The organism is Crinalium epipsammum PCC 9333 (assembly GCF_000317495.1).
Classification (GTDB): Bacteria; Cyanobacteriota; Cyanobacteriia; order Cyanobacteriales; family PCC-9333; genus Crinalium; species Crinalium epipsammum.
In genome coordinates, this window is sequence record NC_019753.1 from 962896 (window position 1) to 987966 (window position 25071).

Consider the following 25071-nt stretch of genomic DNA (forward strand, 5'->3'; position numbering starts at 1 on the left):
AAATACCAATTGATCGCTGTCAATTGCCTCCTGTTTGTTGCTATAGCAGTTAGCAAGTTTGCTAATTTTTAAGTTTAATCGGGCTTGATATTGATCATGGTGTTGCCACTGTTGAATAGTTGAAAACAAACGCTAACTGCATTTTTTGTATTTTTCATTTCATCCAACTCAAATCCAAAATCCATGCTCGAATCATCAAGCAAAGAAGATCAAAAGGATAGAACGGAACAGTTACTAGAATTAGCTGTGAAGTCAGGGGCGCAAGCAGCAGAGGTGTATCAGTCGCGATCGCACTCTCAACCTGTGTTTTTTGAAGCCAACCGACTCAAGCAACTCGAAAGTGTGCAAAGTGAAGGAATGGCGTTGCGGCTATGGCGAGATGGAAAACCAGGTTTGGCGGTAGCTTATGGTCCAGTAGATCCGCAAGCATTAGTAGATCGAGCGATCGCACTATCATCCCTGAATGAACCTGAAACTATAGAATTAGCCGAAAATGGCAAAACCCTTTACCCTGATTTAGGTGAAGCGGTTCCTGTCGAGCAACTGGTAAAAATGGGGAAAGAAGCGATCGCACAAGTACGCGATGCTTACCCAGAAGTGCTTTGCACTAGCCAGTGGGAATGCGAAGTAGAAACAACCCGCCTGATTAACAGTTTAGGGCTAGACTGTGGCTACAAAGATACCACCCTTAGTGGCTACATGGGAGCCGAATGGGTGCGGGGAGAAGATTTTCTCAGTGTTGCAGATGGTCAAACTCAACGCGGTTATCTAGAACCAGAACGCATAGTTCAGCAAATTTTGCAACGCTTAGAGTGGGCATCCGATAATGTCCCATCGCCAAGTGGTCGCGTTCCCATATTATTTACAGCTAAAGCAGCAGATATGTTGTGGGAAACAATACAAGCTGCTTTAAATGGTAAAAGAGTAATTGAAAAAGCATCACCTTGGAGCGATCGCTTAGGTAAATTAGTTATTTCAGAAGCCCTCACTTTGTCTCAACAACCAAATATAGGGCCTTTTAGTTGCCCTTTTGATGATGAAGGCACGGAAACACGCCCTCTCACCCTGATTCAAAACGGCGTTTTGCAATTATTTTATACCGACCGCACCACTGGTCGCCTCCTGGGTAGTGACACAACCGGAAATGGTTTTCGTCCTGGTTTAGGTAGCTATCCCACCCCTGGTTTAGTCAACTTAATCATTCAACCTGGATCTGATAGTTTATTAGACTTAATACAACAGATGGATCAAGGGTTGATAGTAGACCAAATGCTAGGTGACAGTGCTGGTATTTCTGGAGACTTTTCCATCAACGTTGAGTTAGGTTTTAGAGTCCAAAAAGGTGAAATTATCGGTCGTGTAAAAGACACAATGGTTAGTGGTAATGTTTACACTGCACTCAAGCAGTTAGTAGCAATTGGCAGCGATGCTGAATGGAACGGCCCTTGCTCCACACCATCTCTAATTGTTGAAGGTTTATCCACCACAGGATCAATTAACAATTAACAATGAGTCGTATTAACTGATAATTAGTAAATTAGTAATTAATAATTGATAATTGATCAACGCCTTCGGCAATGGTTACTACCAAAAGGACGGCTGGCGATCGCAGAAGCTTGTCTGATTGGCTTAGTATCAGGATTAGCAGCAGTTTTACTCAAGCAAAGTGTTGGATGGTTAGGTTCATGGCGAGTTTATGCTTCCATGCAGCAACCCCCTATATTAGTCTTACCCAGTGTCGGACTTGGTTTAGGGCTGCTTTGTGGGTGGCTGCTGGAACGCCTTGGCTCAGAATCTGCTGGTAGTGGAATTCCCCAAGTAAAAGCCGTTTTAGCTCAATTTCCCATTGCTTTAAATCTCAGAGTTGCGTTAGTCAAATTAGTTGCAAGCATTCTTGCCCTGAGTTCTGGGCTAACCTTGGGCAGACAAGGGCCAACTGTCCATATCGGCGCGGCTGTAGCAGCACAACTTAGCCAATGGATTCCCACCTCTCCAGACCACCGCCGTCAAATGATTGCTGCTGGTGCTGGCGCTGGTTTAGCAGCAGGTTTTAATGCTCCAATTGCTGGAACTTTATTTGTAGTAGAAGAACTCCTGCAAGATTTATCTGGCTTAACATTAGGAACTGCTATCCTCGCGTCCTTTATTGGTGCAGTCATCTCTCGGCTATTAGGGGGACGTAATTTAGATCTCAACCTAGAATTAACCAATATTTCTAGCACTTTTTTTGCTCCAGAAATTCCTTTTTATATCGTTTTAGGACTTATCTGCGGGTTTTTAGGTGCGCTATTTAATAATTCCATCCTCTCTAGTCTTGCCTTTTATAAACGCCTCAGTCTTAGCTTACCCCTCCGTATCGGATTAGCCGGATTTGTATCTGGGTGCATCATCGCTTTATTACCCATCTCTTTTCGCAACAATAGCGGACTGAGAGAATTTCTGATTACTGGTGAAGCAAGTTGGGAATTTGCAATTATTGCTTTTATGGCACACTTCGCCTTAACCATAATTGCTTACGGTTCTGGCGCACCAGGCGGTTTATTTAATCCAGCTTTAATTCTTGGTTCTGCAATTGGCTATCTGGTGGGTTTGTCTGAGTACCACTTAATCGAAATGAGTTTGCCAACAAGTTATGCGTTGGCAGGAATGGGTGCTTTTTTTAGTGCTGTTTCTAAAGCACCTTTTACAGCAATTGTAATCGTTTTCGAGATTACCACCGACTTCAATTTAGTATTACCACTAATGATTGCTTGTGTGGTTTCTTATGTAGTTGCAGATAAACTGGCTAAAGGTTCTTTATACCAAAGACTGTTAGAGTCTAATGGTTATAAATTGCCCAAAGAACAGTTAAAAAATGGGGCATTGGCTGGGTTAACAGCAGCAGATTTAATGCAGCCGCAAGTAGAAACTTTATCTATCAAAATAACTTTAGATGAAGCTATCCAAGCTTTTTCTCGTTCTCCTCATCGCGGTTTTCCGGTAGTAGAGGATCAACAACTACTAGGAATTGTTACACAAACTGATCTTTCTAAAGCAACTACACGCCAACTGCCAGGTGATACGCAGCTAGAGGAAATAATGACACCAAAACCAATAAGTGTGGGGTCTAATGCTTCTTTAGCTGATGTGCTTTATTTGCTAAATCGCTATCAACTCAGTCGGCTGCCCGTGACGGAAGGGCGAAAGTTGTTAGGAATTATTACTCGTACAGATTTAATTAGGGCAGAAGCAAATCAACTGACAGGAAAAACTGTAGAAATTGGTCCTCAGCCTGAACCTTCTTATGTAGTTTATCAAACTCGCTCACCAGCAGTAGGTAAAGGAAGATTGTTAGTACCACTAGCTAATCCTCAAACAGCAGAGGCGATTTTACAATTGGCAGCAGCTATTGCTCGCGATCGCAACTTTGAAATAGAGTGCATTCAAGTAGTTTTAGTACCTCGTCACAACTCCCCAGCAGAAACACCTGTAAAAACTACTAAAAGTCGTCGTTTGTTACGTCAAGCTGAAAGATGGGGACGACAGTGGGATATACCGATTCATACCCAAATCAAAGTTGCACAAGATGTAGCTCAAGCAATATTAGAAACAATTAAAGAGCGGCATATTGATTTAATTGTGATGGGGTGGAATGGTAGCGCCTCTAAATCTGGTCAAATTTTAGGTAGTGTTGTTGATACTATTATTGAGCGGGCATCCTGTGACGCGGTATTGGTGAAATTAGGAGAAAAAACTCAGCATCTCAATAATGATTCTGGATTAGAAGACCCAAGGAATCAACCAATTTTTTCTACAAACAACAACAAAAATAATCAAAAAAAATCTTCTAACCTTCTCCAAAATTCTCAATGGAATCGTTGGCTAATACCCACAGCAGGTGGCCCTAATACTCAACAAGCTTTAGAACTATTACCTGCTTTAGCTTTAATGAGTAATTCTCCTCAAATTAAGGTTTGCCAAGTATTCAATCCTAGAATTTTAAGACCAGATACAACAACTCTTTTCCAAGCAGCATTTACCCTGGGTAAGCGCATTAATTGTCCTGTTACAGCTATACCGATTAAAGCAAGTTCTATTGCAGATTCCGTAATTGAGTTAACAGAAGCAGATAACAGTGATGTAGTTGTTTTAGGCGCTAGTCGTGAAGGTTTGCTTACTCAAGTCATTCAAGGAAATATACCACAAGCGATCGCGCGTGGCTGTCAGTGTCATGTAATCTTAGTACGTTGCGCCTTAAATGATTAAATATATAGTTAATCTGCCATTAGAAATATGTAGTTTAATGAAAATGGCATGGTTTGAAACAGAACAAATAATACTTTAATGCCATACTTAACAGAAGCTACCGAAATTAAAGCATTAATCGACAAATTTACTCGCTCTAGCATCCTTTGGCTAGATACCGAAGTAGCTGACTATTACACTAAGAAGCCTAGACTATCACTGATTCAAGTTTTAGACGATCCTGAAGATTTAACGGGGGATAAAACTTACATCTTTGATGTATTGAATCAGCCTGAATTAGGGGCATATTTTATTACCCAAATCATGCAAAATACTGATATCGAGAAGGTGTTTCACAATGCCAGCTATGATCTGAGATTTTTGGGAAAAGAGCAAGCTAAAAATGTCACCTGCACCTTACAGATGGCTAAAAAAATTCCCTACTACATCTTGCCATTACCTAACTATCAACTCAAAACATTAGTCACAGAACTATGTGATATCAATCTAGATAAATCAGAACAAGGTAGCAATTGGGGCAGAAGACCGCTAACGGCAAAGCAGTTACAATATGTCAAGATGGATACTGTTTATGTAGCTCAAATCCATAGCCGTTTGCAAGATTTAATGACTCGTTGTTATCCTCCTATAGAAACAGAAGATTTAGAAGCCCTAGCTGTGAGATATCAGCAAATTGAACATCAATGGAAGCAGATTACTTCACAAATGGAGCATATACAAGAACGGGTTAAAAAAGCCATGCAGGTGCAGAATATACCTGAAACTTCATTCTTTAAATTATCTGTTAGCGATCGCACCACAATCAAAACTAATTTTACTGAACTTGCCCAAGTTGCCAGAAATTTAGGACTCAAATTAGAATTTCCGATCACTCTTACCCAAAAAATTCAAAAGGAATTAGGTTCAGCCATCGAAGAATTAAATGTAGAAATTGAAACAACTCCGGTTGCGAGGTTAACGACTAAAAAAACATTGGATGACGAAGATGATCTTCATTTTTAATCTGTTTATAGTTGAAATTTAGCACAATTATTAACATTAGCTAAGGCGTGATATCATTGTCTTACATAAAATGCCAGCACTTACTCAAAGCGATCGCGCGTGGCTGTGAGTGTCATATAACAAACCGTACTTAAGCTGATCAAGAGTTGATTAATTGGGATAAATTATTGTTATTTTAATTAATCCGACCGCAAGAATGACAGATGAAAGTAACCGAAGTTCTGGAGCGATACCAAGCAGGGGAAAGAGATTTTCGCAGGTTAAATCTGCGTGGTCAATCTTTTCAAGGTCAAAATCTCTCAGGGGGAGACTTTAGCGAATGTGATATCAGAAGTACAGATTTCTCTAAGGCTAATTTACGTGAAGCGAAATTTTGTGATGCTAAGGCAGGATTACAACGTCGTTGGGCAATGGGATTGATTATAGCTTCGTGGCTAGTGTCAGGGGTAGGAGGGTCTTTTTCAGCTTTTGTTGGTTCTTTTGTAATACTCACACTTGATAGCAGTGATGCTAGAAACTTCAGCATTGGTATAGCCTGCTTAGTTACGCTGATGGCTTTCTTTTCTATGACTATTCAAAGCGGTTTAGTAGCTGGAGCCTTAGCCGGAGCCGTTGCCGTAGCTGTAGTGGGAACCGTAGCCGTAGTGGGAGCATTAGCCGTAACCGGAGCCGTTGCCGGAGCATTAGCCACAGAAGTAGCTGGAGCATTAGCCGTAACCTTAGCGGGAGCCGTAGCCGTAACCGTAGCCTTAGCTGTAGCCAGAGCAGTAGCCTTAGCCGTTGCCGGAGCATTAACCAGAGCAGTAGCCTTAGCTGTAGCTGTAGCCGTAGCTGTAGCCGTTGCCGGAACATTAGCCACAGAAGTAGCCGTAGCCTTAAACTTCGCTGTAGCTGTGGCTGTAGCCCTAGCTGTAGCCGGAGCTATCATGCTACTTAGCGCATACATAGGATGGCGTGCTTTTACTGGAAATGAAAAAGATGCTTGGGTTCGCTCCTTCGCTTTTGCTTTTGCTGCTACAGGTGGTACAAGTTTTCGTGGGGCTAATTTAAGTGACGCTAATTTCAACAATGCTACGCTCAAAAGTACAGATTTCCGCAATGCTATTCTGACTCGTACTTGTTTTCATCAAACCAAATTATTAGAGCGTGTGCGTTCTGGCACAACTTATCTGCGAATTCTACAACTATCCAAGTTGCTGATCACAGGACAGGGACAAGGCAAAAACTTTGAGCGTCTGAATTTACAAGGTATCAATTTAAAAGGGGCTAACTTAGCAGATGCCAGTTTTATTGGTTCAGACTTAAGTGAAGCGAATCTGCAAGATGCAGATTTATCCAGAGCTTATCTCAAACAAACACAATTAGACGGAACAGATTTTACAGGTGCAACGCTCACGGGCGCATATATTGAAGATTGGGGCATTACTAGAGAAACTAAATTTGATGGGGTCAGATGTAAACACGTTTATATGCGAGTCCCTACAAAAGAAAATCCTGACCCCTATCGCAAACCAGATAATAATAAGGAAGTTTTTCAGGATGGGGAATTTGGCGATTTTATCAAACCCATTCTAGATACACTCGACCTTTACCACAATCAAGGTGTTGACCCACGTGCTATTGCCATTTCATTTAAGCATTTAGTTGAGAATCATCCAGAAGCTGAACTAGAAATTGTGGCAATGGAAAAACGAGGTAAAGATAAGTTTTTAATCAGAACAAAAACCGGAAATGATTTTGACCGCTCGGCATTAAGTCAGGAATATTTTGCCTCTTACAATCGTTTAAAAGGTTTGCCATCAAATGATAGCCGATTGCTTATAGCCGAAAAAGATATCAGGATTGCTAGTTTAGAAAATATGGTAATGACTGTACTTAATAAACCTACTATTAATACTAATACTTATCAACATCAAGGAGATATTATGCCAGAGAATCAAGGTAGTATCAACATTAGCGGCGTTCAAGGTGGTAGTATTAGCGGTCTAGCTGCCGCAGGTGGAAACCAGGAAATAAGTGGTTCTGCGTTAGGCGATATTAGTGGAACTGTAACTAATACTATTGGTCAGTTAGAACAAGCTGATGAATCAGAAGCGCCGAAATTAGCAGATTTATTAAAACAATTACAAACTGCAATTGAAACCGATTCCAATCTCACCCCAGAAACCAAGATTGAAGCTTTAGAACAGATAAACGCTTTAGCTGAAGCTGGGAAAAATCCCAAAGAAGGAACGACGCAAAAAGCTGCCAAAACCGCGCTCACAATGTTAAAAGGCATAATTGCTGATTTACCTGCAATCGCCACCGTAGTAGAAGCGGGTAAAAACTTGTTACCTGTAATATCTCAGTTTTTTGGTTTAGTTTAGTTACCCAGAAAGAATATTGCTGGGGTCGCCGTGCCAATCGCACTCGCCAGTTGCGTAAGTCCTGTGTCTGTTGAGACTTATCACTGCGATCGCACAGCACCAGCATTACAATCTTTTAACCACACCCGAACCGCTTGACCCATAATCCCATTACTACTTTCTTGTGGTGGTGTAGCAGGTTTAACTGATGGAGAATAACTAAACCGAGAATACATCAAAGCTAACCGCCAACCGCTATCTGTATTAACTAAAAATAACCAGTGGAAATTTTGCAATTCAGACATCTTTCCACCTGTATATTGTCGCTCTAAAGTAGTAAAAAATACTTGCTGAGGTTGTTCTAATACAGCATCCGATGTAGAACTATATTCCCCAGGCTTAAGACTCAGGGGTATAAACTCTGGTCTACCTGCCACAATTACATAAAGCGCAGATGTCTCTGCTTTTCTAGCTATACGTCGAGAACGCTGAATTACCCTATTAGCATAACCTGGTAAATCCCGCAATAACAAAGTAGTTAAATCTTGGACATCAGCAGGGCAAGTGCGAAGGCGAGGCTGAGACTTATAAATTGGCTTTTCACCTTTTGAATCCACATTAGAATCTTGCGCCATCGCAGATTTTTCACGCAATGAAATCTCATCACCCACCGCCCAACCCAACATCAGGCAGGTAGCTATAGCCCACATTGCCTGTGTTGAATATTTCATTACACGACTGCTAACTCATCACAAATCTTCTCCCAAGCTGCCACAGGATCAGCAGCAGCAGTAATGGGACGACCAATTACTAAATAATCAGCACCTGCTTTAAACGCCTCAGCAGGAGTAAGCGATCGCTTTTGATCCCCCGCTTCAGCCCAACTCGGTCTTACTCCAGGGCAAACTAACAAAAACTCATCCCCACAAATATCTCGCAGTTGTCCTACCTCCTGCGGGGAACAAACCGCCCCATCTAAACCTGATTCCTTAGCTAATAGCGCCATTTGTAAAGCATACTCTGGCAATTCCAACGGAATTTTTAAATCCATTGCTAAATCCCGCGATGTAAGACTGGTTAACAGGGTAATAGCAATCACTTTCGGCGGTGAAACTCCCGCTTGTGATGCCCCCTCATTTACCGCAGTCATAGCGGCATTCAAGGCGATCCTACCGCCCGTTGCATGGATAGTTAATAAATCAACCCCATAACGACCCGCAGCCCGACAAGCACCCGCGACAGTATTAGGGATATCGTGAAACTTTAAATCTAGGAAAATGCGCTTTTCTCGCTGTTTGAGGATATGCAGAATCTCTGCACCACTGCTAACAAATAGTTCTAAGCCAACTTTCCAAAAAGTTACTTGGGGAAGTTGATCTAGTTTTGCGATCGCTTCTTCCTGAGTTGGGACATCTAACGGGACAATAATCCGATCTGTTTTACTGGTCATTTTAGGGGGAGGGGAGAGGAGGGAGGAGAGAGGGGGAAAGGTCATTGTTAATTGATAATTGTTAATTGTTAATTGTTAATTGATTAGCCGTACAAACTTATTCTTGCCAACCTGTAAAACCTTGCCATTAAGTTCATCGGGTGCATCAAATGCCAGATTAACGTCAGAAATGCGATCGCCATCAAGTCGCACACCTCCCCCCTGAATCTGTCGTCGTGCCTCTGAAGTACTTGGGCAAAGACTACTAGCACCCAGAATATAAAATAATTTTGAGGGAAATTGTACCGACTTCAAAGAAAATTCTGGGACAGCAGCATCCGTTAAGTTAACTTTCCCACCACTTTTTGCTAGAGACTCTGCTGCTGCTTGAGCTTCTTTAGACGCTTCTTGACCATGATACTGAGTAGCAACTTCTAACGCTAGAAGCTTCTGGCGTTGCACCGGATCTGCTGGTAACTGATCCAACTGTAAATCAGTCAACAGTTCAAAATATTGCTCTAACAAATTATCTGGAGTCTTCCGCAACTTAGAATACATCGTTGCCGCAGGTTCCGATAAACCCACATAATTATTCAAAGACTTAGACATCTTTTGGACACCATCAGTGCCAATCAAAATAGGCATTAATAAACCAAACTGTGGTGTTTGACCAAAATGCCTTTGTAAATCTCTACCTACAGCTAGATTAAACTTTTGATCTGTACCTCCTAACTCCACATCAGCCTCTACAGCTACCGAATCATAACCCTGCATTAACGGGTAAAGAAATTCATGGAGATAAATCGGATTTTCCTGTTCATAGCGTAGGGCAAATCCTTCCTTCGCCAGCATTTGCCCCACAGTCATTGTAGATAACAACTCTAAAATCTTGCCCAAATCTAACTTAGAAAGCCACTCTGAGTTGTAACGAACTTCTAAGCGTCCTGGGGTATCAAAATCTAAAATTGGACGCACCTGTTCCAAATAAGTTTTAGCATTTTGAGCTACGTCCTCTGGTGTCAACTGACGGCGTACCTCCGATTTTCCCGTAGGATCACCAATTCGAGCAGTAAAATCACCAATAATTAACACAGCAGTATGCCCAGCATCTTGAAACGCGCGTAGCTTGCGAACTGGGATACTATGACCAAGGTGAATATCTGCCCCAGTTGGGTCAATTCCTAATTTAATTCTCAAAGGTCGATTCGTTTGTGCTAACCTTTGAGCCAGATTCTCACTCACATCGTTAGAATCAGGCTGGTTTGGAAAAATTTCACTAATTCCCCTGAATAGCCAAGAGAGGCTTTGTAGTATGTTTACGGATTCACTATCAGTCATATTGAAGTCAAAATTCAATTAGTTTACTTACAACTTACAGGCACAAATTTGAGCAATTATGCCAATTAAAGAGCTAAAGGCTAATATATTAGCAAAAAAGCCGAAAAACTCCATTTTATCTGCACAAACCATATCCCCAGAAGCATGAACAATATAGCAAGATATATTTATACTGCATAAGCGTAGCAATGCCTCTGCCATTAGCTACCTTTAAGTAAATCTAGAGTGTAAAGTAACGTTATACACTTAATCAAAAAATCAAAATAAAATTGGTGTACGATCGCTGCTTATACCACAAATATCTGTAATCCTTATAAACAGTTTTAACCCGTGTCACCTAATCTCCTGATCAGCATTTTAGTGAGGAAGTGAAATCGCCGTGTCATCGTCTAGCGTATATCAAGACAAACAACCAAGAAAGCCAGCACCGAGACCTAAATTTCTCCAAGGAGTCGGTAAGGTAACGGGTGGAACCGTCCTTGGGCTTACCATGCTCGCCAGTTCCGTAATTGCTGGAGGATTAGTTGGTTTAGCGATTAGCTTCCGTAACCTCCCGGATGTCCGTGTTCTCCGCACCTACGCACCGAGCGAAACTTCTTACATCTACGATATTAAAGGCAAAATACTCGCTAATATTCACGGTGAAGCCAATCGTGAAGTTGTACCCCTAGAAAAAATTTCCCCAAATCTCAAGCGGGCAGTTTTGGCAATTGAAGATAGTCATTTTTATTACCATCATGGGATTAACCCTAGCAGCGTTGGTCGCGCCCTCAGAGCCAACTTAGATAAAGGTAATGTCGTAGAAGGTGGTTCTACGATTACCATGCAGCTAATCAAAAACTTGTTTCTCTCCCAAAGACGAGAAATTAGCCGCAAAGTAGCAGAGGCTGTATTGGCGATTAGATTAGAACAAATCTTTCCCAAAAATCAAATTCTCGAAATGTACCTCAATCAAGTTTATTGGGGTCACAACAATTATGGTGTACAAACTGCTGCTCAAAGCTACTTTGGTAAACCTGCATCTCAGCTAAACTTAGCAGAAAGCGCAATGATGGCAGGTTTAATTCAAGCTCCTGAAGAGTACAGTCCTTTTGGCAACTTCACCAAGGCAAAACAGCGCCAAGCTTTAGTTTTATCTCGGATGCAAGAATTGGGATGGATTACACCCGCAGAAGAAAGCGCCGCCAAAGAGCAAAAACTTAAGTTGGGCAAAATTAAATCTTGGCAGTCAAGTAAGGTTCCCTACATTACAGAAGCTGTCCTGCAAGAATTAAATGAACGTTTTGGGCGAGATACAGTAATGAAAGGTGGAATGCGAGTGCAAACCACTATTGATTACAAATTCCAAAGCATGGCTGAAAAAACAGTCAGCCGCGCCCATCGTCGGTTGCTTTCTCAAGGTCTTTATAACAACCAAATTGCCTTAGTAGCTGTTGACCCTCGCACGCATTTTGTGAAAGCGATGGTTGGTGGTGTTGATTACGAAAAAAGTAAGTTTAACCGCGCTACTCAATCTCAACGTCAACCTGGATCATCTTTTAAACCGTTTGTTTACTACGCTGCTTTTGCGAGTGGCAGATTTACACCGTACTCTACTGTCGTCGATGCGCCTGTCAGCTATCGGGATGGTAGTAATACTTTATACACTCCCAAAAACTACGGTGGTGGCTACTCTGGCCCAATGAGTATTCGCCAAGCGTTGATGGTATCAGCTAACATTCCTGCTGTAAAACTAGGGCGTTCTGTTGGGTTAGATAAAGTAATTCAAATTTGCCGCACTTTGGGGATTAAAAGTCCAATTGAACCAGTAGTTTCTTTACCATTGGGCGCAATTGGGGTGACACCTTTAGAGATGGCGGGTGCTTATGCTACTTTTGCAAGTAATGGTTGGCAGTCGGAAACAACCAGTATTGTCCGTGTTACTGATAGTTCTGGCAATGTTTTACTAGACAATACTCCCCATCCTAAGCTAGTGCTTGATCCTTGGGCAACAGCTTCTTTAAATTCTGTACTAACAGGTGTTGTTAGTGGTGGAACTGGTAAAGCAGCGCAAATCGGACGACCAGCAGCAGGGAAAACTGGAACTACATCCTCAGAGCGTGATGTTTGGTTTGTGGGCTATGTACCACAACTAGCAACGGCTGTATGGATAGGTAAAGATAACTACAGACCTTTAGGACGTGGTGTAACAGGTGGTGGATTTGCAGCACCAATTTGGCGTAACTTTATGAGCCAAGCTTTGAGCGATACCCCTGTGGAATATTTCCCCTCTCCCCGCAAATTCCAGCGCCCTTAAATAGAAAACTTGGCATTAGTAGAGACGTGAAAGATCAGCGCGTCTCTACTAATGCCTGGTTGCTATAACTCTTCACTAATTTAGGTTTGCCGTTCTAATTCTGACTTCATTCGTTCTAAGGTAAGATTCATTTGGTCAAACATTTGCTGGGGAGTGATGCCAAATTGACCAAGTTGGGTATTCATCTGCTGTACTGTCATTTGAGCCATAAAATCTTCTGAAAGCTCAAAGCGTTTCATAAAGATGCGATAACGTTCCATCATCGCTTCCATTTGCTCAATGAACATCTTTTTGCCGTCACGGTCAAATTTACCGTATTTGCTGCCCAGATTAATTAAAGCTTGATAATCTTCAAACAGTTGTTTGGCTTCTTGCTGGACAATCTCAGAATCAAAGAATCCCATTGTTTTTATTATTTAATTAACTAAAATTTCGTGTATTCCTGTAGCATCTAGTAACATTTTAGTGCAGCCTTAACTTGCTGTCTAATTCGGTTTTCCGTATTTTTCCCCAGTATAGGTGGGGAGGGGTCAAGAACATTACAGGGAAGTTTAAAAAATCGCTTAAATTGTAAGAAAGAGATATTGTTGGCGATCGCTCGCATCTTTGATCTGGACAAACCAGCATAAGTATGTTAAATAAACCCAAAAACCGCACAATTGCCACTCTGTTGGCATTTTCTGGATTAGTAATTCCCATTGGCGGAGTACATCTTGTGGGATTACATAAGTTTTATTTGGGACAGCGAGGCTGGGGTTTAGTATATCTGCTACTATCGTGGACACCAATACCTTATGTGGCAAGTGCTATTGAAGGTGTTTGGTATTTAGCGCAAAATACTGATAAATTTGATGACAATTTTAATATCGGTATAATGCCTGTGGAATCAAGTCCTAGTAATCTATCTAAGGGAACCGATCCAACTCAGGTAAGTGCGATCGCAGATGCTTTACGTCAGTTAGATCAACTGCGCCAAGATGGGCTGATATCTGAGTATGAGTTTGAGCAAAAACGCCGACAGTGGCTTGATCGGATGGCTTAATGTCTATGACAATTTTTAATTTACAGTTAATTAAGAAGAAACTTTTAAACGATCCTTATTACCGGATGCAATCAGCCCAAGAAATTGCGATCGCGGCTCAACTAGGCATTAAAATTGATGTCAATCAGGCAAGTGTGGATGACTGGTTAAGGCTTCCTGGGATCTCAATTCATCAGGCGCGATCGCTTGTAGAACTTTCTGCTGCTGGTGTGCCATTTTATAGCATTGAAGACATCGCCGCCGCATTAGGTATGCCCGCCCAACGACTCAAACCTTTAGAACCTGTATTAAGATTTTGTTACTACGACGAATCAGAGATTATTCAGCAGATTAACCCTAATACTGCCACGATAGAACAACTCACACAACTTCCTCACGTTGATGTATCTATTGCTCAAGCAATTGTGCAAAATCGTCTATTATCTGGTTCTTATCGCAACCTAGCTGATTTTCAATTCCGTCTATCTATCCCTGGACAAATAACCGCTAAGTTAATGCACTATCTGCGGTTTTAATTAGCGGTTAGTTTACTATTTAAACACTTCCCATTCTATCAGTCGGCCAAAATCGGAAAAAGGCGCGACCAATAATATTTTCTTTAGGTAAAAATCCCCAAATATGGGAGTCATTACTATTATTGCGGTTATCTCCCATTACAAACACTTGTCCTTCAGGTACTTGAATTTTTCCTAACTCGTATTCTGGAGATTCTGCGATGTAATCTTCCTTTAGGGGGTGATCATTTCGGTAAACTGTACCATTTTTAACTTGTACAGTTTGACCTTGTGTAGCAATTATGCGTTTGATAAAAGCTTGATTTTTGGCATATCCCAGAACTTGTAATTGTGAGGGTGGATCAAACACAACAATATCCCCGGTAGAGGGACTGTGAAAATGATAAGAGACTTTTTCTACCACCAAGCGATCGCCCACCTGTAAAGTAGGTAGCATTGAATCCGAAGGAATGAAGCGCGGTTCTGCTACAAACGTGCGGATGAATAGTGCTAAAACTAAAGCTATCAGCAGAATCTGTAAATTCTCTCCCCAACTTTGCCATAGCCGTGACAATAAAGGAGTTTTAGCTATAATTTCACCCTGCACAGGTGGCTTACCCGATAAATCACTCTTGGGTTCAACAATAGGCTTACTGGAATCGAGTATTTGATTAGTTTGATACTTTTGTTGCTCTGGTGTAGAAGCTACAAGTTCTCTAGCCTCAGTCGTCGCTGCTAAATCTTTTTCCTCAGATGCCATAGAAGGTATTGAGACGTTTCAAATCTATAGTTTGTCACACCTTGGACAACATTCTTCGCATTTATACTACTTAATCAAGCAGTCTCAGTACTAACTGCGTTAGCGTAAAAAGGTAAGAATCGTTTTCTAGTTAGCTGTGGTGCTTGATAATCCTGTTAGACTTACCAGTTTGATCGCCCTACTACTGTCATTGACAGCTTGTGCCAATAGCTATAACAGTAAGGCACTGGAACAGTCTTTGGCAGCAGACTCTAGGTTAAAAGATAACCCTATTACTTTTGACGAATTATCACAAAACACTCAGAACCAAACAACGGCAAAACTACCAAGTGACTTTCCCTCTGAGATTCCCCTGTATCCAACAGCCGAATTGCAAGATGTGAAACCCATAACTTCCGATGATTCAGGGCAGCAAACTGTTTGGACGACTAAAGATCCTAGTAATTTAGTACAAAGCTTTTATCAAAAACAATTCCAGTCTGATAGCTGGCAAATTGTCAATCAGCCAGATTCTACTAGCGAGGCTGACACCTTAGTAGCGCGTCGTAATAACTTACAAGTCAAGCTGTCGTTTAATTCTCCTAGCAATACTGATTCACAAACCCCCTCTTCTAATCAACTATCTACCAGTAATACATCTGCGAGTTTGACAGAATTTGTGATTGAGTACACTCGCAATCTTGACACAGCAGCAGTTGCACAACCAAGCGATCCAAACTTTATAGGTCCAGTTTTATCATCAGATGTATCTACACCTGCAACGGATACTTCTAACGAAAAACAGCCAACGCCTGAGCAAACAATAGTCTTTACTGACCTTAACAAAGCACCAGCACAATTACGTCAATATGTGCAAGATTTAGCTGCATTAGGTGTAGTTGCAGGTAAAACTCAGAGTAAATCAGCTAAGAGTGCTTTATTTGAACCAAACAAAATTATTAGCCGTCGTGAATATGTTCGCTGGTTGGTTAATGCTAATAATCAAATTTATACGAATAGTCCTGGTAAACAAATTCGTCTAGCATCTAGAGATACGCAACCTGCTTTTCAAGACGTTGCTAAAACTGATCCTGATTTTCCAGCAATTCAAGGGTTAGCAGAAGCGGGGTTAATTCCTAGCCGTTTAAGTGGTGATTCTACAGCAGTATTATTTCGTCCTAATGCTCCTCTGACTAGAGAAAATTTGATTTTGTGGAAAGTACCTTTGGATACTCGTGAGGCTTTACCATCTGCATCAATTGATGCAGTAAAACAAACTTGGGGCTTCCAAGATGCAACTAAAATTGAACCAAAAGCTTTAAAAGCAGTGTTGGCAGATTTTCAAAATAGCGATCAATCAAATATCCGTCGTGTGTTTGGTTATACAGCACTATTTCAGCCTAAAAAACCTGTTGCTCGTGCCGAAGCCGCCGCCGCAATTTGGTACTTTGGTTCTCAGGGTGAAGGGATTTCTGCCAAAGAAGCACTGCAACTCAGAAATCAACCAATTGAGCCATCGGCTACGCCTGAACCTGAATCATCAAGTTCTACTAATTAGTAATAAGAATTAATTTAAATTATGCCTACATCAGACTACGATCGCCTGTTCACTACAATTGAAGAATTAGTGCTGCACCACTCTCCTAGTGGCGTTGAAGGGGAAGTTGATCAATTAATTATTAGTAAGTTTACTCAACTGGGAGTAGAAGTGTGGATAGATGCAGCCGGAAATGCGATCGCCAAAATTCCTGGTAAAGATTCTACTAGAGCGATCGCCATTACCGCACACAAAGATGAAATTGGTGCAATTGTTAAAACTGTAGGCGATGAAGGAAGAATTGAAGTCCGCAGACTTGGTGGTTCCTTTCCTTGGGTTTATGGCGAAGGCGTAGTAGATTTGTTGGGAGACAATCAAACAATTTCTGGTATTTTATCATTTGGTTCACGCCATGTTTCTCACGAATCTGCCCATAAATCTCAACAGGAAGATAAACCTGTGCGTTGGGAAGATGCTTGGATAGAAACTAAATGTACAACTGAAGAATTAGCCGAAGCGGGAATTAGACCAGGTACTCGGATGGTTGTAGGTAAACATCGTAAAAAACCTATCCGACTTAAAGACTTTATTGCTAGTTACACTCTCGATAATAAGGCATCTGTAGCAATTTTATTAGCTTTAGCTGAACAACTTAAAACACCACCAATTGATGTTTATTTAGTTGCTTCAGCAAAAGAAGAAGTCGGCGCAATTGGTGCTTTATATTTTACTCAAAATCAACGTTTAGAAGCGTTAATTGCGCTGGAAATATGCCCCTTATCTTCTGAATATCCGATTGAAGATGGTGTAGCGCCAGTGCTACTTGTTCAAGATGCTTATGGTATCTATGACGAAAACCTCAACAGTGAGATCCGACAAGCAGCAAAAGATGCGAATCTACCTTTACAAATAGCAATACTGAGCCAATTTGGTAGTGATGCTTCAATTGCGATGAAATTTGGTCATGTTTCCCGTGCTGCTTGCTTGGCATTTCCCACACAAAATACGCATGGTTTTGAGATTGCTCATTTAGGTGCGATCGCTAACTGCATCAACATCTTGAAAGCTTATTGTCAAACAATTAATTGACATCTACCTTGAGTATTAATCCTACACTACAAGCATTGATGAATTATGTTTAATTTACAACTCAAAACTTAACAATAATAACTTTTTGCATTGAAAATAACTTTTTGCAGCGACAATTTTTTACAATGAAGAAAGTAAAATTGAGAAAAAAATGTCTAAAACCGTTGCTGATGTGATGAGCCGTGATGTCATTACGGTTCAACCCCAGACACCTTTAAATCAGGCGATTCAAATTTTGGCAGAACGTCGCATTACAGGTTTGCCAGTAGTGGATGATGCAGACAAGTTAGTGGGTGTGATTTCAGAAACAGATTTAATGTGGCAGGAAACAGGAGTAACTCCGCCAGCCTATATTATGTTTCTCGATAGTGTGATTTATTTGCAAAACCCAACTACTTATGAGCGAGACTTGCACAAAGCTTTAGGGCAAACAGTTGGAGAAGTAATGACAACTGAGGCGATCGTTATTAAGCCAGAAAAACCATTGCAGGAAGCAGCCAAGCTGATGCACGAAAAACATATCAGGCGTTTACCTGTAGTTGACGATACAGGCAAAGTTTTGGGTATTCTGACTCGTGGAGATATTATTCGCACGATGGCTACAGAGTAAAATTAAGTGTTTTGAGATTAATTTGATTTAAATGAGCAATACACCTGAATCTGTTAAAGAATTGTTAAGTTCTGGAGATCTTGGCGATCGCTTGCGTGGCGTTAACCAATTACTCGAAATAGAACCAGCAGCAGCATTTGAGTTAGTCCAAGTAGCTATTAATGATAGCAATGCTCGTGTACGTTATACAGCAGTTAGTAAATTGGACACGCTGGGAGATCAAGATTTACAAGCTGCGTTAACAATGTTGCGCGATCGCCTGTTGAACGACTCCGAACCCGATGTGCAAGCGGCGGCGGCGGATTCTTTAGGCGCACTCAAGCTAACAGAAGCATTTGAGGACTTACAAAACCTTTACCACAGTACCTCTGAGTGGCTGATCCAGTTCAGCATTATTGCTGCCTTGGGAGAATTAGGAGATCCCCGCGCTTTTGATTTATTAACAGAAGCGTTAAATTCTGACATTGAGCTAGTAAAAACAGCCGCGATCGGTTCTTTTGGTGAACTAGGAGATGCCCGTGCAGTTCCGTTGTTAGTTCCCTACGCGACAAATCCCGATTGGCAAATCCGCTACCGTGTAGTGCAGGCACTCGGCAGACTGGGTGGTACAGATGCTCGCTTAACGCTAGAAACTCTAGCAAATGACAGTGTAGAGCAAGTTGCCCAGGAAGCTAAAGCTAGTTTAAATGCTCAGTAGTTAGTTTTCATTAGCCTGAAAGCCTTGTCTCAAGACTTTCAGCTAATTCAAAATTTTGAAGCTTCTAAACCTCCAGATCGTACAACTGGCAGAGAGTGCGTAGTTCCTGTTTGATGCGATCGCGTACACTATCTGGAGCAACAATTTCACACTCTGCCCGATACTTAAATACTTCCCAAATTAGCCAAAAGGGATTTACTACGCGCCGCACTACTTGGCGGATATCTCCTAAAACAACATTTTCGATATCTGCCTCTTTAGGTTCATAAGCATTTGCCAGCCATCCTTTTAAGTGTAAATACACTTTGATAGAGTCAAATTCACCGCGCCATATACCTGAAGTCGGCTGAATGTCTCGAATGCGGTCAAAACGCAAGCAACGATTGTGAGCAACTTCTGGTAGATCTGGGTCTGTGGCTAATGCGTCGGCTGTTTCTTCGCACCAAGTTTGTAAGTAGAAGCGTTTTTCATAGAACATAACTTCGGCATAGCGGACGGTATACTCTAAATCTTGACGCTGAGAGTTGTGATATAACAGGCGGAATGGTTGACGGTTGGCAATCAGTTCGTCAATGCGATCGCGCCAAGCTTGGATCGACCGAGTTTGCTGTTGTAGCAATACTTGACGTAAGGGCGCTTCTAGATCGCCTTGGTTAAGTAAAAGTGTATTTATAATTTCTGCTTCCTGAATTTGACCTGCATCAATTAGCAATTTAGTTGCTTGGCGTAAAGCTTTAATCTGTTGTTCGTTCAGGTTAAAAGCTTCGCTGCCAACTCGGAGTTCTTGTTGCGCGATCGCTACTACTAACCCAGATGGGCTGGGACTTTTGCCCCAAAAGATGTTGAGGCGACGTGCGATCGCTTCTAGTTTTTCTTTTGTACCTGGTGGAACCGATAGTGTAAGTGCTTCTTTTTTGCGGGACATTTATAAAATGTACTTGCGTTATTAAAATGCTGTGCTATTCTATATTTATTGTAAATGTAAAAGCTTAATTCTGATTGGCAACAAAGTATCGCCCAAGCGCACTCGCGCCAACATTGACTTGTGGAAGTCTCCTCTTCCATAGCGATGGGATACTTTTAATAACAAAGTATTGAAGGTCAACGATATGAGTATCGGTTAGTCATCGACTCAAAAGCGATCGCTTAAACGTAAAACAATTTATCCAAATGTGGGGGGTATTGTTTACCCTTCCCACACAGATCGATATGGAAAAAATCAATAATTTTTATTTGTATAGGAGTTGTAGAGAATGATTAAATTACTTTCTACCTGGTCAGAACTCTTAGGAGAAGTCGATCCAGTTGCCAAGATTCAATTAGTAACTCATCAAAAAGCTGTATGGGATGCGCTGCGAGATCCTAAAGTTCAAATTATCTTTGATACCGCTTTAACTGGAGATGGTAAAACTTTAGCTGGACTTTTACCTGCCTTTTATGAATCCCGAAGTTTAGGTAAAGGATTGTTTGCTTACCCTACTAACGAATTAATTAGAGATCAAGCCAAACAAGTTAATGAATGGAATCAGAGATTAAATATAGCAATTAAACCTCATCAGCTTAATAGTCAAAGCCTAGCAGAGCTAGTGAGTGAGGAAGGCTTTGATAAACTTGAAACTTTACGCAATCTCGCATCTGATAGGGATATAAATGTTATTTTAACTAATCCCGATATTTTTACCCTAATTCATCGGTTTTTCTATAATCGTTACAAAGGTAATATAGCCAAATTATCAGAAATATGGTTTAACTATTTCCGTTATATAGTATTTGATGAGTTTCATATTTTTGGCGCACCGCAAGTTACCAATGTATTAGATGCAATTGCATTTAGTCGCGCTCATTTGGGGGATCAGTATCCAGCCAAGTTTTTATTTCTCTCAGCTACTCCTGATAAATTAATTCAGCAAGCACTAGATAAAGCAGGGATTATAGCTAAAATTATTCATGGAAAGTATCAGCATGGATTAAAAGAGAGCGAAAATCATCGGTGTATTTTGCGAGAAGTTGAATTAGAATTAGTAGCTTCTCAACAGAGTAGCGGGGGAGTTGAAAGCTGGATTAAGGAAAATTTAGAGAAAATAAACCACTTTTTTATTAATTATCCTAATTCTAAAGGTTTAATTATTGTTAATAGTGTATTTGCCGCTAAAAGAATCATTAGGCAATTAAAAGATAATCCAGCTTGCAATTTTACTGTGGGAGAAAATACAGGATTAACTAGCTTAGATATCCGTAAAGACTCAGAGAATAAGCAATTAATCATTGCTACGTCTACTGTTGATGTCGGAGTAGATTTTAAAATTAATTTTCTCATCTATGAATCTTTAGATGCAGGTACGTTTATTCAACGATTAGGAAGATTAGGAAGACATGAGGGTTTTCCGATATACAAGGCTATCGCTTTAGTTCCTGATTGGGTAAAAGAAAAGTTTTCGGAACTTTATCCTGATGGGGTAGAAATAGATAGAGAAAGCTTTTTTGAGACAGTTAGAGATGAAATTTACCAAAAACCTCAAATGTTTGAAAAATACTTAATTCGTTGGGGAAAAGTCCTCTCTACCCTTCGCTATGCCAGATTAAGTAGCCCGAAAGATCAATATCAGACTTTACTTGAGCGTTATGCTGTCGAAGCATCAAACATTCTTGGCGAAACTCCCAAATGGTGTAGACTAAATGAACTAAAAGAACACCAAATAATTATTAAAGATTTAGAAACCTTTAGGGGAACAGGAGAGTTAGATATATGGGTTTATGAACTGGAAACTAATGCAATTAGCAGTATAAGTTTAATTCGTTTACTATCGGGAACTGATTTCAAACTTCTTTCTGAATCTGAAGCAGAAAAACTTAGTCAAAAATTTGTTCATCCATTTCATAAAAATAGTTTACGTTTATATGCAATAATTAATAACTACCTAGATAGTTATCAAAATGTAGAATTAGAATTTACCTACTATTTAGATCGACTAAATATTAATCAAGCGCAACAAAGAATAGGGTTTCGGATTCAAGCACGTCATTCAGAAATTAGAAAAATCAATGAACAGCTTGAAGGTTTAGAACTTACGACTTGTGTTGCTGACCCTATTAATTATGATATTCCTAAGTTAAAACGTATCTATAGGCTTCCTGCTTTTTTTGAATTATATCTAGTTAAAGATTTTAGCGGTGGGACTTATCCCGTTGCATTTGGTCAAGATGCTCTACTGTTAGATAGCCTTCTATTTTGGCAAAAAACTAATACTGCAATGATTTGTTAAGGAGGTAATTATGGAAGATATATCTTGGTTAATGCCTGGTAACTATAATGTCCCAAATCCTAAGAAGTCAAAAGAACCACCTTTAGTTAGATTAGCACTTGATACTTTGAATGATGAGCAAGATTCGGTATTAAGAAATTGGATTGAAATAGTTTTCCCCTATATCTTGGATTACTTTAGCTTGAGAGATGCTAAAGGGACAAGCTATCAATCTGCTAAAGAATTGACAGAAGATTTAGATATCCCAGTTGAAAAGCGCGAAAAAATTATTAATAAACTGGTTAATTTGAAAGATCAAAGTCTAGCAGTTCATTTACTAAATGCGGCTTTGGGCGGATGGACATTAGTAAAATTAGGAGGCTTAGATGAGTTACAACAACGTTACTATTTAGCTGCTATGACTATGCACGATCTTAATAAGATTGTGTTACCTCGTTTGGGTAGTACGAGGATGGATGGTAAAGAGTGGGAGAAATATAAAACAGCTTTTTTAGAATGGGGAGAAGCTTTACATTTATGGGATTTTATTGCTCGTCAATATTGGCAAGACGTAGCATTTTTAGCGCAAAATGCTGAAGATGCAAGAGGAGCAAACTTAACTCTAGCTAATTTTCCCGATCTTCAACTTCCTCCAAATCAATTAATGGATTTAGTAGATTTTGTACGTTTTGGCGATCTAGTTGCGTCAATTGCTCATCATCCTGATGATTTAGAGCAAGAAAGTATGAGAGGACTTTTAAGACGTACTGTTGGGGGAAAATATATAATTCGTAGCCATCGCACTAATGAAAATCGGGGTTTATTAACTCAAGCTATCCATAATGCAGTATTAGAACAAGCTGAAAAAGTTAATTGGAAAGCTTTTTTATTTTTCCCGGATGGAGTAACTTACTTTGCTCCTAAAGATTCAAATGACCCTGATTTATCTAAAATTCCAAAAGCAGTTAGAAACAATACTCTAGAAATTGTTAAAAAGGGAGTAGGTAGCTTAGTCACCCGCGAGGGAAAAGGAATCAAATATTATCCCGATTTAGTCGAAGTGGCTAATGTCAGTTTAGCTACTGAAACAATTATTCGCAGAACTTTTGGTATAATCTCTGAGAAAAAAACACCCGTAACAGGCGCAAGACGTGACAAAATCAGACAAAAGTTTGCTCATCTCTCTGATTTAGATTGGGAGTATCCTGCTAACTTACAAACAGATCGTTTAGCTGAGGGATTAAACGGAATAACAGGTTTAATTGAGGATTATTATGGATTAGATAAAGAAGCGATCGCACAACATATATTAAACTCACTTAAGCTGACTAACTATTTTGAGGATTGGAAACGTATTCCTTCAGATGGTGGCGTTCCTCATAGTTGGTACTATCTTGCTGGACACTATATGCGTCAGCACCCAACTTTAAATGAGTCAGAACTTGAACAAGTAATGTTAACTACTGTTCCAGAAATTCTACAACAATTAGGAAAACCAGATCGTCCTCCTCCATTTGCCTTTTTAGATCAATATATTGCACAAGTTTTAACCGTAACAGGTTCAACCGAGAAGCATAACTTTAAAGCGGAATTAGATCGTTATCATCTCAATAAAGCTAAACGCAAACGAGAAGCAATTTGTTCTATCTGTAATAGTGCTTTCGATATACGTGAGGAATTTTCTAATTACAGCAATAAACGGGTAACTAGCGGTTCAAAAGAATCTAAACGGGGTATATGTACAATTTGTCAAGTAGAAAAATTACTAAGACGCTATGGAATGGATGCAGATTTAGTTCCAGAGAATGAAACTATTTATTTACATCTTTATCCTGCTTATTATTTCACTCCAGAAACAGCCTTGATGATGAAGCTAGCTTATGATAACTTTGCTCAAAGTTCTTTTGTGGAACTAGATAAAGATTTTTTTGCACAAGAATATAACCCTAATTATGTTCCTCGTCTGGATATTTTTCGTATAGGACTCGATCCAAATGAAAACTTAAAAAGGCGGACTAAAAAAGGATATGCAACAGGAAAAATGCACGGTTACTATTTGCTAGGTATTCCCTATTTAGGAGAAAAACCAACAGATACAGAAGCATGGTATATGGCAGCAATAAAAGCCTTACTTGCCCCTATTACTTTTGGTGTCAAGTTGGTTGCTAGTCGTAATCCTGTTCCTGTTTATAATTCTGGTGCAGATTTTAAAGAAACCATCATTATTGATGGGGTTCATACTTACTGGCTGCATGGAATGAAAGAAACTATCTTTCGTCTAGATGAACTAGAAAAAGCTATTCCTGCTGTTTTTAGTATTTACTCATTAACTGCTCAAGCCTATAAAGATAGCCGTAACTTTCCTGTATGGAATCAGTTAAATACTGTTTGCCAATCTCTTGATACCAGTCCTCTCTATGTCTTTCACTATGCTGACCGGATTCAAGCTAATTCTAAAGCTGAAGATTTACCAATGTGGTTGGCTGAAAAGCTGATTCACTACTACGAAATCTTAATAAGCTATTACAAAGGAGATGACCCGATGCAAATGATTAGAGATATTGTTGATAAATACGCCTGTTTTTATCGAGCAAGCGGTTTCGCTGCCTATGCACGACTACGACCTTTAAATGTCGCTATGAAGGTAGTTTTAGATAGCTTACCCCATACTTCTAAAGATGACTTGAAATTAATGATTGAAGGTCATTTAATCGCTTTAGTTGATGGGGTACTTGACAAACAAACTGATGGCTACATTCCTGAAGAAGTGAAGAAAGATATAGCCCAACGTCAAGAAGCTATAGAAACCTTTTCTGGATCTTTCTTAGAACAGGTTTTCTATGATTACTGTAAAGGTGAGCGATCACTATTACGACAACATATCAATCTGATCCGTAAAGGTTCAGAAGCTTACTACGTCAAAACTTACAGTAAGAAAAAAAATCAACAAGAAACCAAATAGGAGG

The 25071-nt window shown here is 40.2% G+C and carries 19 protein-coding genes; 13 read left to right on the plus strand and 6 right to left on the minus strand.

Annotation, left to right across the window (positions count from 1 at the left end; genetic code table 11):
* Positions 1-183 precede the first annotated feature (183 nt).
* The 4 genes from CRI9333_RS04110 (at position 184) to CRI9333_RS04125 (ending at position 7613) form a co-directional block, all read left to right on the plus strand.
* Complete coding sequence (locus CRI9333_RS04110; protein ID WP_015201898.1) at positions 184-1506, plus strand: TldD/PmbA family protein; 1323 nt, start codon at positions 184-186, stop codon at positions 1504-1506.
* A 45-nt stretch (positions 1507-1551) separates the two neighbouring features.
* The gene (locus CRI9333_RS04115) at positions 1552-4245 is read left to right on the plus strand and encodes a chloride channel protein (protein ID WP_015201899.1); all 2694 of its coding nucleotides are present in this window, start codon (positions 1552-1554) and stop codon (positions 4243-4245) included.
* Between the two features lie 78 nt (positions 4246-4323).
* A complete protein-coding gene (locus CRI9333_RS04120) occupies positions 4324-5247 on the plus strand; it encodes a ribonuclease D (RefSeq protein WP_015201900.1) in 924 nt (307 codons plus the stop codon).
* Positions 5248-5450: 203 nt separating this feature from the next.
* Complete coding sequence (locus CRI9333_RS04125; protein ID WP_015201901.1) at positions 5451-7613, plus strand: pentapeptide repeat-containing protein; 2163 nt, start codon at positions 5451-5453, stop codon at positions 7611-7613.
* 80 nt (positions 7614-7693) lie between these two features.
* Here CRI9333_RS04125 and CRI9333_RS04130 read toward each other — a convergent pair whose 3' ends face one another.
* The 3 genes from CRI9333_RS04130 to tyrS all read right to left on the minus strand — a co-directional run bounded on the left by CRI9333_RS04130 (position 7694) and on the right by tyrS (position 10359).
* Positions 7694-8323: a hypothetical protein gene (locus CRI9333_RS04130; RefSeq protein WP_015201902.1), complete on the minus strand. Its 630-nt coding sequence runs from the start codon at positions 8321-8323 to the stop codon at positions 7694-7696.
* Positions 8323-9042 (minus strand): orotidine-5'-phosphate decarboxylase, encoded by a 720-nt coding sequence (gene pyrF / locus CRI9333_RS04135; protein WP_041226330.1) that lies wholly within the window; start codon positions 9040-9042, stop codon positions 8323-8325. The genes CRI9333_RS04130 and pyrF overlap by 1 nt, the downstream gene beginning before the upstream one ends.
* A gap of 75 nt (positions 9043-9117) precedes the next feature.
* Complete coding sequence (gene tyrS, locus CRI9333_RS04140; RefSeq protein WP_015201904.1) at positions 9118-10359, minus strand: tyrosine--tRNA ligase; 1242 nt, start codon at positions 10357-10359, stop codon at positions 9118-9120.
* Between the two features lie 379 nt (positions 10360-10738).
* On the opposite strand from tyrS, the gene CRI9333_RS04145 reads away from it, so the two are divergent.
* Positions 10739-12655, plus strand: coding sequence for a transglycosylase domain-containing protein (locus CRI9333_RS04145; RefSeq protein ID WP_015201906.1), 1917 nt, complete (start codon positions 10739-10741; stop codon positions 12653-12655).
* An 80-nt stretch (positions 12656-12735) separates the two neighbouring features.
* On the opposite strand, the gene CRI9333_RS04150 is transcribed toward CRI9333_RS04145, so the two are convergent.
* A complete protein-coding gene (locus tag CRI9333_RS04150) occupies positions 12736-13059 on the minus strand; it encodes a DUF1825 family protein (protein ID WP_015201907.1) in 324 nt (107 codons plus the stop codon).
* A 227-nt stretch (positions 13060-13286) separates the two neighbouring features.
* Here CRI9333_RS04150 and CRI9333_RS04155 point away from each other — a divergent pair, with 227 nt between their 5' ends.
* The gene (locus CRI9333_RS04155) at positions 13287-13697 is read left to right on the plus strand and encodes an NINE protein (protein ID WP_015201908.1); all 411 of its coding nucleotides are present in this window, start codon (positions 13287-13289) and stop codon (positions 13695-13697) included.
* The gene (locus tag CRI9333_RS04160) at positions 13697-14212 is read left to right on the plus strand and encodes a ComEA family DNA-binding protein (RefSeq protein WP_015201909.1); all 516 of its coding nucleotides are present in this window, start codon (positions 13697-13699) and stop codon (positions 14210-14212) included. Before CRI9333_RS04155 ends, CRI9333_RS04160 begins: the two co-directional genes overlap by 1 nt.
* 19 nt (positions 14213-14231) lie before the next feature.
* On the opposite strand, the gene lepB is transcribed toward CRI9333_RS04160, so the two are convergent.
* The gene (gene lepB, locus CRI9333_RS04165) at positions 14232-14951 is read right to left on the minus strand and encodes a signal peptidase I (protein ID WP_015201910.1); all 720 of its coding nucleotides are present in this window, start codon (positions 14949-14951) and stop codon (positions 14232-14234) included.
* A gap of 136 nt (positions 14952-15087) precedes the next feature.
* Between lepB and CRI9333_RS04170 the strand changes: the two genes are divergently transcribed.
* From CRI9333_RS04170 to nblB, 4 genes are all read left to right on the plus strand, one after another.
* The gene (locus CRI9333_RS04170; RefSeq protein WP_015201911.1) at positions 15088-16488 is read left to right on the plus strand and encodes an S-layer homology domain-containing protein; all 1401 of its coding nucleotides are present in this window, start codon (positions 15088-15090) and stop codon (positions 16486-16488) included.
* 21 nt (positions 16489-16509) lie between these two features.
* Complete coding sequence (locus CRI9333_RS04175; RefSeq protein ID WP_015201912.1) at positions 16510-17556, plus strand: M42 family metallopeptidase; 1047 nt, start codon at positions 16510-16512, stop codon at positions 17554-17556.
* Between the two features lie 151 nt (positions 17557-17707).
* On the plus strand, positions 17708-18166 hold the full coding sequence (locus tag CRI9333_RS04180) for a CBS domain-containing protein (protein WP_015201913.1): 459 nt from the start codon (positions 17708-17710) through the stop codon (positions 18164-18166).
* 31 nt (positions 18167-18197) lie between these two features.
* Positions 18198-18863: a phycobilisome degradation protein NblB gene (gene nblB / locus CRI9333_RS04185; RefSeq protein WP_015201914.1), complete on the plus strand. Its 666-nt coding sequence runs from the start codon at positions 18198-18200 to the stop codon at positions 18861-18863.
* A gap of 64 nt (positions 18864-18927) precedes the next feature.
* Here nblB and CRI9333_RS04190 read toward each other — a convergent pair whose 3' ends face one another.
* A complete protein-coding gene (locus CRI9333_RS04190) occupies positions 18928-19788 on the minus strand; it encodes a helix-turn-helix transcriptional regulator (RefSeq protein ID WP_015201915.1) in 861 nt (286 codons plus the stop codon).
* Positions 19789-20116: 328 nt separating this feature from the next.
* Between CRI9333_RS04190 and cas3 the strand changes: the two genes are divergently transcribed.
* A complete protein-coding gene (cas3, locus tag CRI9333_RS04195; RefSeq protein ID WP_015201916.1) occupies positions 20117-22126 on the plus strand; it encodes a type I-D CRISPR-associated helicase Cas3' in 2010 nt (669 codons plus the stop codon).
* Positions 22127-22136: 10 nt separating this feature from the next.
* Complete coding sequence (gene cas10d, locus CRI9333_RS04200) at positions 22137-25067, plus strand: type I-D CRISPR-associated protein Cas10d/Csc3 (RefSeq protein WP_015201917.1); 2931 nt, start codon at positions 22137-22139, stop codon at positions 25065-25067.
* Positions 25068-25071: the final 4 nt, after the last annotated feature.